The sequence below is a fragment of the Jeongeupia wiesaeckerbachi genome (genome assembly GCF_050916355.1).
Classification (GTDB): Bacteria; Pseudomonadota; Gammaproteobacteria; order Burkholderiales; family Chitinibacteraceae; genus Jeongeupia; species Jeongeupia wiesaeckerbachi.
In genome coordinates, this window is record NZ_CP136946.1 from 1,250,703 (window position 1) to 1,265,707 (window position 15,005).

Annotated in this window: 16 protein-coding genes; 8 read left to right on the forward strand and 8 right to left on the reverse strand. The window is 65.9% G+C overall.

Annotation, left to right across the window (positions count from 1 at the left end):
• Positions 1 to 4: 4 nt before the first annotated feature.
• The gene (gene tssA, locus R0382_RS06165) at positions 5 to 1,084 is read left to right on the forward strand and encodes a type VI secretion system protein TssA (protein ID WP_432723278.1); all 1,080 of its coding nucleotides are present in this window, start codon (positions 5 to 7) and stop codon (positions 1,082 to 1,084) included.
• A 249-nt stretch (positions 1,085 to 1,333) separates the two neighbouring features.
• Positions 1,334 to 2,131 carry a hypothetical protein gene (locus R0382_RS06170; protein ID WP_432723279.1) on the forward strand — a complete coding sequence of 266 codons (798 nt, stop codon included), beginning with the start codon at positions 1,334 to 1,336 and terminating at the stop codon, positions 2,129 to 2,131.
• Positions 2,132 to 2,251: 120 nt separating this feature from the next.
• On the opposite strand, the gene R0382_RS06175 is transcribed toward R0382_RS06170, so the two are convergent.
• Positions 2,252 to 3,175: a carbohydrate kinase family protein gene (locus tag R0382_RS06175; RefSeq protein WP_432723281.1), complete on the reverse strand. Its 924-nt coding sequence runs from the start codon at positions 3,173 to 3,175 to the stop codon at positions 2,252 to 2,254.
• A 172-nt stretch (positions 3,176 to 3,347) separates the two neighbouring features.
• Here R0382_RS06175 and R0382_RS06180 point away from each other — a divergent pair, with 172 nt between their 5' ends.
• From R0382_RS06180 to R0382_RS06195, 4 genes are all read left to right on the forward strand, one after another.
• Positions 3,348 to 4,022 (forward strand): OmpA family protein, encoded by a 675-nt coding sequence (locus R0382_RS06180; protein ID WP_432723283.1) that lies wholly within the window; start codon positions 3,348 to 3,350, stop codon positions 4,020 to 4,022.
• Positions 4,023 to 4,153: 131 nt separating this feature from the next.
• A complete protein-coding gene (locus tag R0382_RS06185) occupies positions 4,154 to 4,426 on the forward strand; it encodes an oxidative damage protection protein (protein WP_432723285.1) in 273 nt (90 codons plus the stop codon).
• 84 nt (positions 4,427 to 4,510) lie between these two features.
• Positions 4,511 to 6,589, forward strand: a complete 2,079-nt coding sequence (ppk1, locus tag R0382_RS06190) for a polyphosphate kinase 1 (protein ID WP_432723287.1) — start codon at positions 4,511 to 4,513, stop codon at positions 6,587 to 6,589.
• 78 nt (positions 6,590 to 6,667) lie between these two features.
• The gene (locus R0382_RS06195; RefSeq protein WP_432723288.1) at positions 6,668 to 7,138 is read left to right on the forward strand and encodes a SixA phosphatase family protein; all 471 of its coding nucleotides are present in this window, start codon (positions 6,668 to 6,670) and stop codon (positions 7,136 to 7,138) included.
• Between the two features lie 339 nt (positions 7,139 to 7,477).
• Here the strand turns inward: R0382_RS06195 and R0382_RS06200 are convergent, their stop codons facing one another.
• The 5 genes from R0382_RS06200 to R0382_RS06220 are packed head-to-tail and all read right to left on the reverse strand — an operon-like array spanning position 7,478 to position 11,941.
• Positions 7,478 to 8,674, reverse strand: a complete 1,197-nt coding sequence (locus R0382_RS06200; RefSeq protein ID WP_432723290.1) for a heme biosynthesis HemY N-terminal domain-containing protein — start codon at positions 8,672 to 8,674, stop codon at positions 7,478 to 7,480.
• Positions 8,671 to 9,708, reverse strand: a complete 1,038-nt coding sequence (locus tag R0382_RS06205; RefSeq protein ID WP_432723292.1) for a uroporphyrinogen-III C-methyltransferase — start codon at positions 9,706 to 9,708, stop codon at positions 8,671 to 8,673. The genes R0382_RS06200 and R0382_RS06205 overlap by 4 nt, the downstream gene beginning before the upstream one ends.
• Positions 9,705 to 10,508, reverse strand: a complete 804-nt coding sequence (locus R0382_RS06210; protein WP_432723294.1) for a uroporphyrinogen-III synthase — start codon at positions 10,506 to 10,508, stop codon at positions 9,705 to 9,707. The genes R0382_RS06205 and R0382_RS06210 overlap by 4 nt, the downstream gene beginning before the upstream one ends.
• Complete coding sequence (gene hemC / locus R0382_RS06215; protein WP_432723296.1) at positions 10,480 to 11,427, reverse strand: hydroxymethylbilane synthase; 948 nt, start codon at positions 11,425 to 11,427, stop codon at positions 10,480 to 10,482. Before hemC ends, R0382_RS06210 begins: the two co-directional genes overlap by 29 nt.
• A gap of 58 nt (positions 11,428 to 11,485) precedes the next feature.
• Positions 11,486 to 11,941 carry an Lrp/AsnC family transcriptional regulator gene (locus R0382_RS06220; RefSeq protein WP_432723298.1) on the reverse strand — a complete coding sequence of 152 codons (456 nt, stop codon included), beginning with the start codon at positions 11,939 to 11,941 and terminating at the stop codon, positions 11,486 to 11,488.
• A gap of 101 nt (positions 11,942 to 12,042) precedes the next feature.
• Between R0382_RS06220 and R0382_RS06225 the strand changes: the two genes are divergently transcribed.
• Positions 12,043 to 12,363, forward strand: a complete 321-nt coding sequence (locus tag R0382_RS06225; protein WP_432723300.1) for a DUF1127 domain-containing protein — start codon at positions 12,043 to 12,045, stop codon at positions 12,361 to 12,363.
• Between the two features lies 1 nt (position 12,364).
• Here R0382_RS06225 and R0382_RS06230 read toward each other — a convergent pair whose 3' ends face one another.
• Together R0382_RS06230 and R0382_RS06235 are read right to left on the reverse strand one after the other, a co-directional pair.
• Positions 12,365 to 13,681 (reverse strand): dicarboxylate/amino acid:cation symporter, encoded by a 1,317-nt coding sequence (locus tag R0382_RS06230; protein ID WP_432723302.1) that lies wholly within the window; start codon positions 13,679 to 13,681, stop codon positions 12,365 to 12,367.
• 260 nt (positions 13,682 to 13,941) lie between these two features.
• Positions 13,942 to 14,355 carry a helix-turn-helix domain-containing protein gene (locus tag R0382_RS06235; RefSeq protein ID WP_432723304.1) on the reverse strand — a complete coding sequence of 138 codons (414 nt, stop codon included), beginning with the start codon at positions 14,353 to 14,355 and terminating at the stop codon, positions 13,942 to 13,944.
• Positions 14,356 to 14,496: 141 nt separating this feature from the next.
• Here R0382_RS06235 and R0382_RS06240 point away from each other — a divergent pair, with 141 nt between their 5' ends.
• Positions 14,497 to 15,000, forward strand: a complete 504-nt coding sequence (locus R0382_RS06240; protein WP_432723305.1) for a DUF2938 domain-containing protein — start codon at positions 14,497 to 14,499, stop codon at positions 14,998 to 15,000.
• Positions 15,001 to 15,005 lie beyond the last annotated feature (5 nt).

Genomic DNA, 15,005 nt, shown 5'->3' on the forward strand with positions numbered 1-15,005 from the left:
GACGATGCCGACCCTTCCCGATTTCGACGCCCTGATCGCAACGCTGCTGCAACCGGTCAGCCCGGCGCAGCCGTGTGGCGTGCCCATGCGGCACGAACCCGAATACGACCAGATCCAGGAAGCGCGCCGCCAGGACGATCCCGACCTGCCGGTCGGCATCTGGCAGACCAATGTCAAAACCGCCGACTGGCGCGCGGTGGAGCAGCTGTCGAGCGAGGTCTTGCAGCAACGCGGCAAGGACTTGATGGTTGCGGCCTGGCTCGGTGAAGCCTGGGTGCAGCGTTACGGACTGAGTGGCTGGATCAAGGGCATCGAGCTGCTGGCAACGCTGTGCGACCGCTACTGGGCCGAGCTGCACCCGCAAGCGGTCGATGGTGACGAGTCGTGGCGTACCGCGCCGCTGGACACGATGCTGCGCACCTTTGCCGATGCCTTGCGCTTCAGGGTGCCGGTGCTCGACCAGGCGGCCGACGTGACGCTCGCCATCTACCAGGGCTGGCAGCGGCAAAGCGTTTGCGGCACCGAGCGGCGCGCCGAGCAGGAAGCCGCGCAACTGGCCAGCAAGGCGCTGGAGCGCTATCAGAATGTCGTACGGGCCGAATCGCCGGCACGGCTGCAGGAGCTGTCGCAGGCCCTGCTCGGCAGCAAGGCGACGCTGGGCGCGTTCGAAGCACTGTGCAACCGGCAGATGCAGGACCACGCGCCGTCGTTTGGCGGTGTACAGCGCGTGCTGGACGAGCTGCTGTTGCTGCTCAACGGCCTCGACAAGGTACTGCCGTGGATAGGTGTCAACAAGGACAGGGACATGACCGAACCAACGATCGCCTCGGCTGAGTCGGCCACTGCCACCGCGACACCCTTGCCGTCGTCGTCGGGAGTCGTCAACGGTAGGGAGGATGCCTATCGCCAGCTTCAGGCGATCGCCACGTATCTGTCCCAGGTCGAACCGCACAGCCCGGTGCCGTACCTGATCAACCGCGCGGTCGAATGGGGCCGGCGCCCGCTGCCCGAGTTGTTGTCCGAGCTGATCGAAAGCGATTCGGAAGCGCGGCGCGTCTGGTCGCTGATTGGCGTGTTGCCATGACTTTTGTTCTGGCGCCAATTTGCTTTGCTCAGCGGCCGTGAGTATTTCTTAGCCGGTTTGCACATGTGTTGTTCTACGCCTACGTGTGTGATGATCTCTCTGTTTTCTTACTAATTTTCGGCGTTCTAAGTGGTTTTTGTCGTTTTTATATGCGAATAACCATATTTGTTTTTAAGGTTGTGGTAACTATTTGTATTGATAGGCATGCTTTCAGGCCGATCAAAGACGTTTGCGAATGAGATTAAGAACATGAAATACCGGACTCTTGTATGCGTTGTTTTGGTGTTGTCTTTACTCGGATGTGCAACCCGAACGAAAACGGCCAAGGTAAAGCAAGAGCCGGTGCCCGCATTCAACGAATTGGTCGTTAGCTATACCCCGACTGTTTATGGCGGGGGGACGGTGAAAACGGGCAAGGGAACTGGTTTAGGTGGCTTGGGTGGTTTGCTTGGGCCACTAGGGGCCGTTGCCGGTCTGCTGATCGACGCGGCAGCTGAGGGCGGCGTGACCGGGCAGAATTTGCCTCGCACCGAAAAACTCGACAAGTACATCAAGGCTAACGTGGCTGAGTGGGACGTTAACCGCCTGCAGGCCGAGTCGGTGGCCGCGCAGATACGTCAGCGTACGGCGCTGAAGGTTCGCGTCGAAGCGGCATCCGCCATTGCCATTGCCAAACAAGCTCAGCCGGACAATCAGGCTCATTTGGCGTTGGGGGCAGTCAGCGGATACGGTGCCAAGGGCTTAACCGATTCGTTCAAGGCGGTGTTTGTTACCGAATACGCACTGTGGGTTGGTGCCGCCAACCAGCAGGTATTCCGCGACAAACTGGCGATCGCAGCGCCACAGGGCGAAGAAACCTATATGACCTGGGATGGATTGATGGCCGATGCAGCCAAAGTGCCGGCGATCGCTACCAAGTATCTAACCCAGCAAGGTGATCAGGTCGCCAGTCGTCTAGCTGTGGTTTGGGACGATAACGTGCGAGCGGCACAGGTTCAGTCTGTAGCGACGGTGAATGTTGAAGCGGCCCCTGTCGCAACCCCTTAAGCGATGAATTGAACACCTACCTGAATGAGCAGAGCCCCGCATTGCGGGGCTTTTGCATTGCTGCCTGCCAAACAAGGCATGCAGGCGGTGATTGGGTGGGGCGTTCCCGGTTCGTCGATTTCAACTCCGGTTGGCCAGCGCATCGACTTCGTCCCACGTCGCGGCATAGGCGCCGGCGTGGCTGGCGGCCAGCGCGGCGGCGGCGGCGGCGTGGCGCAGGTGGGTGGCGACCGGCGCATCCGGCGCGTGCAGTACGCTGGCCATCCAGCCGCCCATGCTGGCGTCGCCGCAACCGACGGTGTCGACGACGTCGACCTTGAATACCGGCTGGTCGATGACCGCGTCGCCGTGCAGCCAGTGCATACCGCTGGCGCCACGGGTCAGCAGGATTTCGGCTTGCGGTGCCAGTGCGCGCAGGCTGGCCAGCGCACGCAGGCTCGCGACTTCGGGATCGGCAGCGGGGTCGGGGAACAACTGGCCGAGGTCTTCGTCGGAGACCTTGATGTAGTGCGCCAGCGCGGCGAGCGTGCGGAAGGTGTCAGCGTAATGCGGTGCATGCATCGGTTCGCGCCAGTTCGGGTCGAAGGCGATGCGCTTGCCGGCGGCGGCGGCCTGACGGGCGATGCCGACCAGCCGTTCGGCCAGCGGCTGGCGCGCCAGGCTGATGCAGCCGAACTGGACGATCTCGGCAGCATCGAGCCAGCCTTCGGGTAGCCGCGCCGGGTCAAAGGCGAGATCCGATTCGCCGACGAAGAAATACTGCGGCGGTCGCGTCGACGGCACCATCGCCAGCAGCGGCGCGGCGTCGGTGCGCTGGATGAAGCGCGGGTCGAGCCCGGCCGCGGCGGACAAGCGGGCCAGCTCGTCGCCGAACACGTCGGTGCTCAGCGCGCCGCCGTAGCCGGTGGCAATGCCGAGCCGGCTGGCGACGCGGGCGACGTTCCAGCAGGCGCCGCCGGGCTGGGCCAGCCAGCGGTCATCGTCCTGGCGGATGAAGTCGGTGAGGGCTTCGCCAAAGACGACGAAGCGTGGCAGGGCTGGCATGGCGGGCTCCCGGGCGGCGAAGCCTTGATGCTGCCAGAGCGGCGTGCACGCCGGTAGTGGGGACGCGCTTGACGACCCGGCGTCAAGGGCCGGCGATGTGATCATTGCCGCAGCCGTTTGGGCCGTTGATTTGCAATAATGACAGCCTAATTCGAATGTTGGAGAAAGCCAGATGCGTAAGTCCCTGATCATCGCCCCGCTGATGGGTGCCCTGTTGCTGTCCGCTTGCGCAACCAACGACCTCGGTGAGAAGCGCGATCTGAACAATACCGAGCTGGGCGCGATCATCGGCACGCTGGGTGGCGCGGCGATCGGTGCGGCGGTCAACCACAACAATCGCGGCAAGGGCGCGCTGATCGGCGCAGTGGGCGGCGGTCTGGCCGGTGGCGGCATCGGTTACTACATGGATACCCAGGCCAAGGATCTGCAAAAGCAGCTGGCGCCGGAAATCCAGAAGGGCGAGATCACCGTGCAGAAGCAGGCCGACAACACGCTGCTGGTCAGCATGACGTCGAACACCGGCTTCGACAGCAGCTCGGCCGTGATCAAGCCGGGCTACACGCCGACGCTCGACAAGATCGCCAAGGTCGTCAACCAGTACGGCAAGACGTCGATCACCGTCGTCGGCCACACCGACAGCAGCGGCAAGGCCGACAAGAACATGGTGCTGTCGCAGCAGCGCGCCCAGGCCGTGACCGATTACTTCATCGGTCGCAACGTCAACCCGGTCCGTCTGCAGGCCGTCGGCAAGGGCATTACCGAGCCGCGCGCCGACAACGCCACGCCGGCCGGCCGTGCGCTCAACCGTCGCGTCGAGCTGTGGATCGTCCCGGTTCGCGCCGACTGATCGCTGCACCGACCCGGTTCAAAAGCGCGGCGTGCCGCGCTTTTTTCATGCCGGGGCAGCGGGCGCACTGGCTGTCATACCCCGTCAACACAGGTATGATTGAATGTTTCGCCCTATTGGAGAACGCCACCATGAGCCGCATGGTCCACTGTGTGAAACTCGGCCGCGAAGCCGAGGGACTCGACTTTCCGCCGCTGCCCGGTGAAATGGGCAAGAAGCTGTACGACAGCGTCTCGAAGGAAGCCTGGGCGGCGTGGGTGAAGCACCAGACGATGCTGATCAACGAGAACCGTCTCAATCTCGCCGATCCGAAAGCGCGTCAGTACCTGCAGCAGCAGCTGCAGAATTACTTCTTCGGCGCCGGTGCCGACGAAGTCGCCGGTTTCGTGCCGCCGAGCGCGTAATTCCGGGTTGTATCGCAGGCCGCCATGTCGCGGCCTGTTTCCATTTTCAGGCCGCGCGAGCGGCGCGATGCGTGAAGTGAGCCCATGATCTATAAGCCCGCCGACAATCAGTTGATGCTCAATCGCGAGCTCGGTCTTCTGGAGTTCAACCGCCGGGTCTTCGCCCAGGCCGAGGATACGAGCAATCCGCTGCTCGAACGGCTGAAGTTTCTCTGCATCGTGTCGAGCAACCTCGATGAGTTCTTCGAGGTCCGCGTCGCCTGGCTGAAGGAAAACATCCGCCAGTACCCGACGCGGCTGCTGCCCGAAGGGCTGACGCCGCAGCAGGCGTTCGATCTGCTGGCGCGCGAAGCGCACGACGTCGTCGAGCGTCAGTACCGGCTGCTCCGCGAAGTGATGCTGCCGGCGCTGGCCGATGAAGGCATCCACTTCCTGCGCCGCAGCCTGTGGAACGAAGCGCAGCGTGCCTGGGTCAAGGATTACTTCTTCCGCGAACTGATGCCGGTGCTGACGCCGATCGGGCTCGATCCGTCGCACCCGTTCCCGCGCATCCTCAACAAATCGCTGAACTTCATCATCGAACTCGAAGGCCGCGACGCCTTCGGCCGCAGCGCGTCGATGGCCATCGTCCAGGCGCCGCGCATCCTGCCGCGCTTCGTCAAGATGCCCAAGGAGGTCAGTGGCGTCGAACACGGCTTCGTCTTCCTGTCGTCGGTGCTGCATGCGCATGTCGACGAACTGTTCGTCGGCATGAACGCGCTCGGTTGCTACCAGTTCCGCGTGACCCGCGATTCGGACCTCAGCGTCGACGACGATGACATCAAGGACCTGCGCGCGGCGCTTGAGGGCGAGTTGAGCCAGCGGCCGTTTGGCGACGCGGTGCGGCTCGAAGTCGCCGACAACTGCCCGAAACACCTGCAGGACTTCCTGCGCCAGCAGTTCGGCCTGGCCGAGATCGACGTCTACCGCGTCGGCGGCCCGGTGAACCTGGTGCGGCTGATGCAAGTGCCCGACCAGGTCGACCGGCCGGACCTGAAGTTCGAACCGTTCATGCCCGGCGTGCCGCTGGAATTGCGCAAACAGCCCGACATCTTCTCGGCGATTCGCCACGGCGATGTGCTGCTGCATCACCCGTTCCAGAGCTTCACGCCGGTGATCGACTTCCTGCAGCAGGCGGCCACCGATCCGAACGTCGTCGCGATCAAGATGACGATCTACCGGACCGGCAGCGAATCGGCGCTGATGGACGCGCTGGCCGAGGCGGCGACGCGCGGCAAGGAAGTCACCGTCGTGGTCGAGCTGATGGCGCGCTTCGACGAGGAAGCGAACATCAACTGGGCGGCCAAGCTCGAACGCGCCGGCGCCCACGTCGTCTATGGCGTCTACGGCTACAAGACCCACGCCAAGATGGTGCTCGTCGTCCGGCGCGAGGACGGCAAGCTGCGCCGCTACGCCCACGTCGGCACCGGCAATTACCATCCGCGCACGTCCAAGCTGTATACCGACTTCGGCCTGATGACCGCCAACGAGGAGATCACCAGCGACGTCAACGACGTGTTCATGCAGCTGACCGGCCTCGGTCTCGCCGGCAACCATCTGCGCTTGTGGCAGGCGCCGTTCACGCTGCAGCCGAACATCATCAAGGCGCTCGATCGCGAGATCCTCAACGCCCGCGCCGGTCGCAAGGCGGTGGTGATCGCCAAGATGAATGCGCTGCTCGAGCCGACGGTGATCGAGAAACTGTACGAGGCCAGCCAGGCCGGCGTGACCATCCACCTGATCGTGCGCGGCGTGTGCGCGCTGCGGCCGGGCATGCCGGGCCTGTCGGAGAACATCAAGGTGCGGTCGATCATCGGCCGCTTCCTCGAACACCACCGGGTGTTCTACTTCTACAACGATGGCGCCGAGGACGTGTATCTGTCGAGCGCCGACTGGATGGGCCGCAACCTGTTCCGCCGGATCGAGATCGCCTTCCCGGTGCTCGCGCCCAAGGTCAAGCGCCGGGTGATCCGCGAAAGCCTGCGGCCGTATCTGGTCGACAATGCGCAGGCGTGGGAAATGCTGCCGGACGGTCGCTACCGCCGCAAGAGCGCGCGGGGCGGCAAGCGCCGCAATGCGCAGGCCAGCCTGCTGGCCGAACTCGGAGCCAAGCAGCGCACCTGACCGGGACATCGAGGCAGGGGCGTTCATCGTGCGCCGGCTGAGCCGGCGCGGGATGCCCATCTGATTGAGGACGTTGAAATGGAACAGCTGATCCTGTGGCGCCACGCCGATGCCGAAGAAGGCGGCGACGATCTGGCGCGGGCGTTGACACCCAAGGGCCGCAAGCAGGCACAGAAGGTTGCCGCGTGGCTGAGTCGCTATCTGGCCGGCCAGCGCGTCCGGGTCATCGCCAGCCCGGCCAGACGCGCGCAGGAAACGGCGAAGACGCTCGGCGTCGACGTCGAAACCAGCACACTGCTCGACCCGGCCAACGGCCAGACGGCGCACTATCTCGAAGCGGCCGGCTGGCCACAGGGCGACGACGCGGTCGTCGTGCTGGTCGGCCATCAGCCGACGCTGGGCGCGGTCGCCGGCCTGCTGCTGACCGGCCGCGAGCAGGACATGGCGCTGAAAAAGGGCGGGCTGGTGTGGATCGAGCTGCGCCGTCGTGGCGGTGGTGGCGGCGATTACGTGCTGCGCGCGGCAATGAGCCCCGAACTGCTGGGCTGAGCGCCGGCTGTCGCCGCATCGGTGCTCCGGGCGACGAACGTGCGAACCGATCGCGCGCGGCGGGTTTCTAACCGTTCACTGCAGCTTTGGAGTGAAAGACGGCGATGAAACCACCACAAAGTTTTGAGCAGGGCCAACCTGCCCGTAGTGGACGTCAGAAAGACTTCCTGACTCGGCATCGTGACGATGCTGCGTTTTCATGGATCTGCTGCGCACCGGCGCAACCGCAAGTGACGCCGGGCAACGGGAAGCCAGTAAAACGCGGCCCGCCGGGCTGACGTCGCGCCAGAACGGAAAAGCCCTCCGCAAGGAGGGCTTTGTCATGGGTGCCGGATCGCCTCAGCGGGCCGGTATCGCCAGCGCCAGACTGGCGCGGTAATGGCGGTTGGCCTCTTCGGGGCGTTCGAGCCGCTCGAGCAGCGATGCCAGCTCGGTATGCGCCAGCGCGCTCGGCGCCACGGCGATGCTGGCCTCGAAGTAAGTCTGCGCCTTGCCCCACAGCGCGCGTGCGGTGCACAGGCGGCCGAGCGTCAGCAGCAGCTGCGGATCGTTCGGATGCTGTTTGAGCCAGCTCTCGGCCTGCTGCAATTGCGAAACCAGCGCATCGCCCTCGAGGCCGAGCGTGCCGTAGCGTTCGGCCAGCTCGCTGGCCCAGTTCTGCGCCAGCGCCGCCTCGATCGCGTCGCGGGCGGCGGCCGGTTCGCCCTGTGCGGCATAGGCATCGGCGAGCGCGGCGACCAGCATCGGTGCACTGCGATCGCCGACCGGCAGCTTGTTCCACCAGTTGCGCAGTTCATGCGGGGTCTTCGGCTGCCGGTGCAGTACGTTCAGGTAGGCCTGCAGCCGGATCGCCTGCGCCTGGCCGGCGTCGAGCGCATCGCTCTTGGCCAGTTGCTCGACCAGTTTGACGATCGCCTCGGCGTTGTCCTCGCGCTGGCGCAAGCGCAGCTCGAGCTTGAGCATCGCGGTCAGCTTCGGCGCGATGCTGCGCGCTTCGGCCAGCGCCACGTCGGCGTCCTGATTGCGGCGCTCGTCGAGGAAGAGTTCGGCCATCGTCATCGCCAGTGCCAGATGGCGCGAACCGAGCCGCTCGCGCAGCCGGGCGAAATACTCGTCGCGCTTGGCGAAATCGCGCATCAGGTGCGCGGCGCGTGCGGCCAGGATGCCGTTGACGGCAAAGGCTTCGGCTTCGCGGCTGGCGGTGAAGGCTTCGCCGGCCAGCCGTTCGGCGCGCTGGTAGCGGCCTTCGAAGAAGGCGATGCGGGCATCGCGCTCAAGCTGCACCGATGTGTCGCGCGCCTTGCGATTGCGGTAGGCCTTGACGCGTTCGGGCAGGCCGCCGAGTTCGGCAACGACCCGCGCCAGCAGGTAAAGCAGCGCGACGACGGCGAAAATGCCGACGATAAAGACGTTGAGCGAAATCTCGATGCGCCACGGCGGGATGAACAGCAGCGCATAACCGGTATTGAACTGCGCGAACAGCGTCAGCCCGACCGCCAGTGCGAACAGCGCGATCAACCATAGAAGGGCTCTCACGGCTTGGCCCTCTCGGTGGCAAGCCGGCTTTGCCGGACCGCGGTCAGGCTGGCGGACAGGTCGGGCAACTTCAGCGCCAGCGTTTCGCGCGACAGCGTGTCGAGCGCGGCGATGGTGTTGCGCGTGGTCGCGGTGCTGGTGTCGAAATACTGCTTCAGGTAGTCGTTGGTGGCCTTGAGATCGGCGCGGAAGGCTGTCTCATTGCGCATCAGCAGCGCGGTGCGCGCATCGAGCAGGCGCAGCTTGATGTTTTCGCGCAGGAAGAAGGCCTCGCTCGGCGTCAGCAGCATCGCATCGGGTTTGTCGATCCGGCGGATCTGGATCAACTGGCGGAATTCGTGCCACAGCTCGCCGCCGAAGCGCTGCAGCGCATTGGTCGGTGCCGCTGCGGCGGGTTTGGTCTTCGGATCGCGGTAGCCGTCGATCGCCAGCGGCAGCGCATCGATGCCGGCAACCAGCGTATCGAGCCGCGCGGCAATGCCGACAACGTCGAGATAGGGCTGGGTCTTCAGCTGGTCGATGTCATGGCTGATGCTTTTGCGCAGCGCGATCAGCTCGGGGCGGTTCAGTGCGGCGAGCTTCTGGTCGATCGCGTTCAGGCCGACCAGCGCGGCGTCGACGTTGCCGGCGAGCTGCAGCTGCTGGCTGGCGAAGGCCAGCGTTTGTTCGGTTTCGGCCAGTACGCGCTGGGTTTCGTTGCGGGTCAGCGCCTCGTACATCGACGACAGCGCGGCCTGCTGGCTCTGCGTGTCGTTCTGCCGTGCCGATACCAGCGCCAGCTCACGCTCGAGCGCCTGGCCGCGCAGCTGCGTCTGCGCTTCGCGTTCCTGCGCACTGCGCAGCTGTTGCTGGCCGTGGGCGAGTTCGCGGCTGACCTGCAGCCGCAGGGTTTCCATCGCGTGCTGCTGGTACAGCCAGACGCCGCCGGCAGCGGCGAGCGCGACGATGGCGACGGCCAGAGCCGGCGTGAAATGCGGCAGGCGGCGGCGGGGCGCGGTAAGCGCGGAGGGAAGCGAATCTTGTTCTTGGGTCATGGCTGCGGGTCCGCGAAATGGTGGCAGAGCGAGGCAACGGTTCCGGTGTCGCCGGTCGCGCAGGTTTCGACGCGCGTCGCGCCGTGCGCATGCAGCGCGGCGACGATGCGCGGATGCGGCGCGAAATACAGCAGCGATTGTAGCCGCTCGCGCGCAGCGCCTCCAGCCAGCGTGAACAGCACGCTCGCGGCTTCCGAGCTGCTGAGCACTGCGGCATCGATGCCGGCGTCGATCAGACGTACCAATCCGGCATCGTCGAGGGCCGGTGGCTGGCGCTGGTAGGCCGAGACCATGGTCAGGGTGGCGCCGCGTGCGGCCAGCGTCTCGGGCAGGAGATCGCGACCGCCTTCGCCGCGCACCAGCAGCACGCGCGCACCGGCCAGATCCTGCATGCCGGCCTCCTGCAGCAGCCCTTCGCTGTCGTGCTGCTGCGGCGGCGAGATCACCGTGACCGCGCCGAATTCGCGCGCGCGCGCCGCGCTGCCCGGGCCGACGACGGCCACCGGCAATGCGGCCGGCCAGTCGCGGCCCAGTCGGGCAAAGCCCAGATCGAGCGCGGTCGGGCTGACGAAAACGACCAGATCGAAGGTCTCGAGCGCATTCAGCGCCGCGGCGAACGGCGCCGGATCGGCCGGTGGTGCGATGTCGAGCAGCGGCTGGCGGATCGCCGTGCCACCTTGCGCTTCGATCAGCGCGGCCAGTGTACCGGCCTGCGCCTGCGGCCGGGTGACCCAGATGCGGCGGCCGGCGAGTGGCAGCGCCGTCGCTGGATTAATGGTCGAGCGCCTTGAGGATGTCATTCGCGCCTTCGCACATCAGCAGGTCGGCAACCTGGCGGCCGAGACCGTCGGCGGCGGCGCGCGTGCCGTTGGATTCGGCGTAGACGCTGTGGCTGCCGTCGGGCATCGCGACTAGGCCGCGCAGGCGCAGGAAGCCGTCGTCGTCTTCGGCGAAGGCCGCCAGCGGCAGCTGGCACGAACCGTTCAGGCGGCGCGACAGCGTACGCTCGGCGGTGACGCAGGCGGCGGTGGCGGCGTGGTTCAGCGGCGCGAGCAGCGTTTTCAGATCGTCGCGGTCGGCACGGATTTCCAGCCCGAGCGCGCCCTGGCCAGGCGCCGGCAGGCTGACTTCGGGCGGCAGCTCGGTGCGGATGCGCTCGGCAAAGCCCAGGCGCTTGAGCCCGGCGGCGGCGAGGATCAGCGCATCGAACTCGCCGGCGTCGAGCTTGGCGAGCCGGGTGCCGACATTGCCGCGCACCGGCTTGAACACCAGCCGCGGGTAGCGCGCCCGCAGCTGCGCTTCGCGGCGCAGGCTGGCGGTGCCGACGATGCCGCCGTCCGGCATTGCGTCGAGGCTGGCGTACTGCGGCGAGACAAAGGCATCGCGCGGGTCTTCGCGCTCGGTGATCGCGGCGATGGCGAAGCCTTCGGGCAGCACCATCGGCACGTCCTTCATCGAATGCACGGCGAGATCGGCGCGGCCGTCGGCGAGCGCTTCCTCGAGCTCCTTGACGAACAGGCCCTTGCCGCCGACCTTGTTCAGCGTCTTGTCGAGGATCTGGTCGCCCTTGGTCGTCATGCCCAGCAGCGCGATTTCGGTGCCCGGCAGCAAGGCGGCGAGCCGCGCCTGAATGTGCCGTGCCTGCCACAGGGCGAGCGGGCTTTCGCGGGTGGCGATGACGAGGCGGGCTGGTTGGCTGGCGGACACGGCGGTGCTCACGGCGGGTGATCGATGCGTCGATTCTACCACCGGCCCCCGTGCGTATCCGTTCGCGCGCTCAGCCGGCCGGCGCGGCGACGGTGCGCGAGATCGGCTTCGAAAGCACCAGCGATGTGGTCAGGTTGCCGTACGCCGCCAGCGTGTCGACGACGGATTCGAGCGCTTCGGGCCGGGGGATCGCACAACGCAGCAGCAGACAGTCCTCGCCGGTGATGCGAAACGCATCCAGCACTTCGGGCATCGTCTCGCACTGCGCCAGCAGTTGCGGCAGCCGGGCGTGGTCGCTGCGGACGCGGATCAGCGCCAGCAGACCGTAGCCGGCTTTCTGCAGATTCAGCCGCGCGCCATAGCCTTCGATCACGCCGGCGTCCTCGAGCTTGCGGATGCGCTCGCTGACCGCCGGCTGCGACAGGCCGATGCGCTTGCCGAGCGCCGACAGGCTCTGGCGGGCATCGTTTTGCAGGGCGTCGAGGATCTTCCAGTCCTTGCCGTCGAGCTCGAGCGATGGATTCATGGTGTGCCCCGTGAAAAAACGATCAATCAAAGGAAAACCGGGCCGATTTCGAATCGCCATGCATTCAGCGTCGCCGGCCGGCGAAATATCCTGTTGTCATCGTGAACGAAGGCCGCGGGGTGGACAAGATGGATTGGCAGAGACTGTGGTCAAGCTGGCCGATGCAGCACGCGCCGGCCGGCGATGATGGCCGGATCGAAGTGGCGGGAGCGATGGCGATGGACGGATTTTGGGCGAAGTGGCGGCAGCGGCGCCGGCTGGCGCGGCAACTGGCCGAACTGCGCGGCATGTCGGCGTACCAGCTGGGCGATCTGGGCATCGCCAGCGCCGACATCGAGGCAATTGCCGCCGGTACCTTCGAGACGCCGGTGTCGCGGAGCAAAAAAACCCCGGCAGACGTCGCCGGGGCGGAAAGCGCGTGAATCAGGCGCGGTCGAGGCCGAGCTGTGCCGCGACCGGTACTGGGCTGGTTTCGGGCTCGCTTGTGCTGCCGCCGAGCACGCGGTTCAGCTGCGCGGTGTCGAGCTCGTTTTCCCAGCGCGATACGACGACGGTGGCGACGGCGTTGCCGATGAAGTTGGTCAGCGCGCGCGCTTCGCTCATGAAGCGGTCGATGCCGAGGATCAGCGCCATGCCGGCGATCGGAATGCTCGGCACCACCGCCAGCGTCGACGCCAGCGTGATGAAACCGGCGCCGGTGACGCCGCTGGCGCCCTTCGACGTCAGCATCGCCACGCCGAGGATCATCAGCTGCTGGCTCAGCGTCAGGTCGGTATTGGTCGCCTGGGCGATGAACAGCGCCGCCATCGTCATATAGATATTGGTGCCGTCGAGGTTGAACGAATAACCGGTCGGCACGACCAGGCCGACGACCGATTTCGAGCAGCCGAGCTTGGTGAGCTTGTCCATCAGTCGCGGCAGCGCGCTCTCGGACGAACTGGTGCCGAGGACGATCAGCAGCTCTTCGCGGATGTAGACGATCAGCCGCAGCACCGAGAAACCGCAGGCGCGGGCGATGCTGCCGAGCACCAGCACGATGAACAGCCCGCAGGTCAGGTAGAACGCCCCCATCAGCTTGGCCATCGGAATCAGCGACGCAACGCCGTACTTGCCGATCGTGAACGCCATCGCGCCGAAGGCACCGATCGGTGCGAGCTTCATGATCATGTTGACGACCGAGAACAGCACCTGCGAGATCTTCTCGTTCAGCTCCAGCAGTTGCTGACCGCGCTCGCCGATCCTTGAGAGGCCGAAACCGAACAGGATCGCCAGCAGCAGCACCTGCAGGATATTGCCTTCCGCGAAGGCGCCGGCGATGGTCGACGGGATGATGTGCAGGATGAAATCGACCGTACTGCTGCCGTGCGCCGCCTTGGCGGTATAGGCGGCAACCGCGCTGCCGTCGAGGTGGGCGACGTCGGCGTTGAAGCCGGCGCCCGGCTGCAGCAGATGCGAGACGATCAGGCCGATGGCGAGCGCGAACGTCGACACCACTTCGAAATACAGCAAGGCCTTGCCGCCGACGCGGCCGACCTTCTTCATGTCCTGCATGCCGGCGATGCCGTGGACGACGGTGACGAAGATCACCGGCGCGATGATCATCTTCACCAGCTTGATGAAACCGTCTCCGAGCGGCTTCAGCGCCGCGCCAAGGCCGGGATCGAAGTAGCCGAGCAGCACGCCGGCGACGATGGCGACCAGCACCTGCACGTAAAGCACCTTGTAGAAAGGCTGTTTCATGATAGGGACTCCAGGGGACGGCTGATCGCCGGTTCCGATTCGTGGCGCCGCGTAGTCGGTCAACGCGGGCTACGGCTTGGATTCCTTTTCTGCAAGGTGCGTGCCAGGCGTGTTGTTTGTTCCAGTGTGTTGATTATTAATGAATAAATGGCAGAGTTCGGCGTGCATCGATGTGCGGGATTCCGCCATCGCCACGCCAAGGTGTGCGGAAAATCGCACACTATTCCGGTAGTCCGGGCGCGGCGGGTCCGCCGCTGCCTTCAGCGCGGCGGCTTGTTCGCCCGGCGTGCCGGGGCCTGCTGCAACAGGTTCTGAAAACTCGGGCAGGCCAGATGGTTGGGGGCCGGGCAGTGCGCGGCATGGCGCAGGCCGTCACGCAGCGCGCTCAGCTGGCGGAGGGTGCGATCCAGTTCGTCGGCCTTGGCCAGCAGCTGCTGGCGGTCGATCTGCGGCTGACCGTCGGCGTCGAACATCGCGGCGATGTCGTCGAGGGCAAAGCCGGCGATGCGGCCGAGCCCGATCAGCGCGAGTCGTTGCAGCACCTCCGGATGGTAGTGCCGTCGCAGGCCGTGGCGCCCGACCGGGCGGATCAGCCCTTTTTCTTCGTAGTAGCGCAGTGTCGAGGCCGGCAGCCCCGATTGCCGGGCGACCTCGGCGATATCCAGCGTCGTCATGCTTGACCTCAAGTCGGCTTGAACTTGCAGGATGGGCAATCCCAACCTTCAAAGCAAGTGGAGTGACCGCCATGAACAAGCCATCAGCAAGCCCGGCCGCCGCCGGCATCGGCCGACCGTCGTCGGCAAAGCGGGGTCATCGTGGCTGACTGCATTGAGTTGCTGTGGCGGACCGCGCTGGTCGGCGTCGGCGCGACGGCGTGCATGGATCTGTGGAGCGCGGTGCGCAAGCGTCTGTTCGGTGTGGCGTCGCTCGACTACGCGCTGGTCGGCCGCTGGGTCGGTCATTGGCGGCACGGCCAGTTCCGCCACCCGGCGATATCCAAGGCGAAGCCGCAGCCTTGCGAACGCGCGCTCGGCTGGGGTGTGCACTACCTGTCGGGTATGGCGCTGGCGGCCTTGCCGCTGCTGGTGCGCGGCGTCGACTGGCTGCGCCAGCCGTCGCTGGCGGTGGCGCTGGGCGTCGGCCTGGGCAGCGTGGTGCTGCCGTTCTTGGTGATGCAGCCGGCATTCGGCTTCGGCATGGCCGCGCGCCTGAGCGCCAAGCCATGGGCCGCGCGCTGGCGCAGCGCGACGACGCACCTGTCGTTCGGCCTCGGCCTGTTCATCGCCGCCAGCGCCGTATCGGTCTGGCTGCCGCTCTAGGCGGT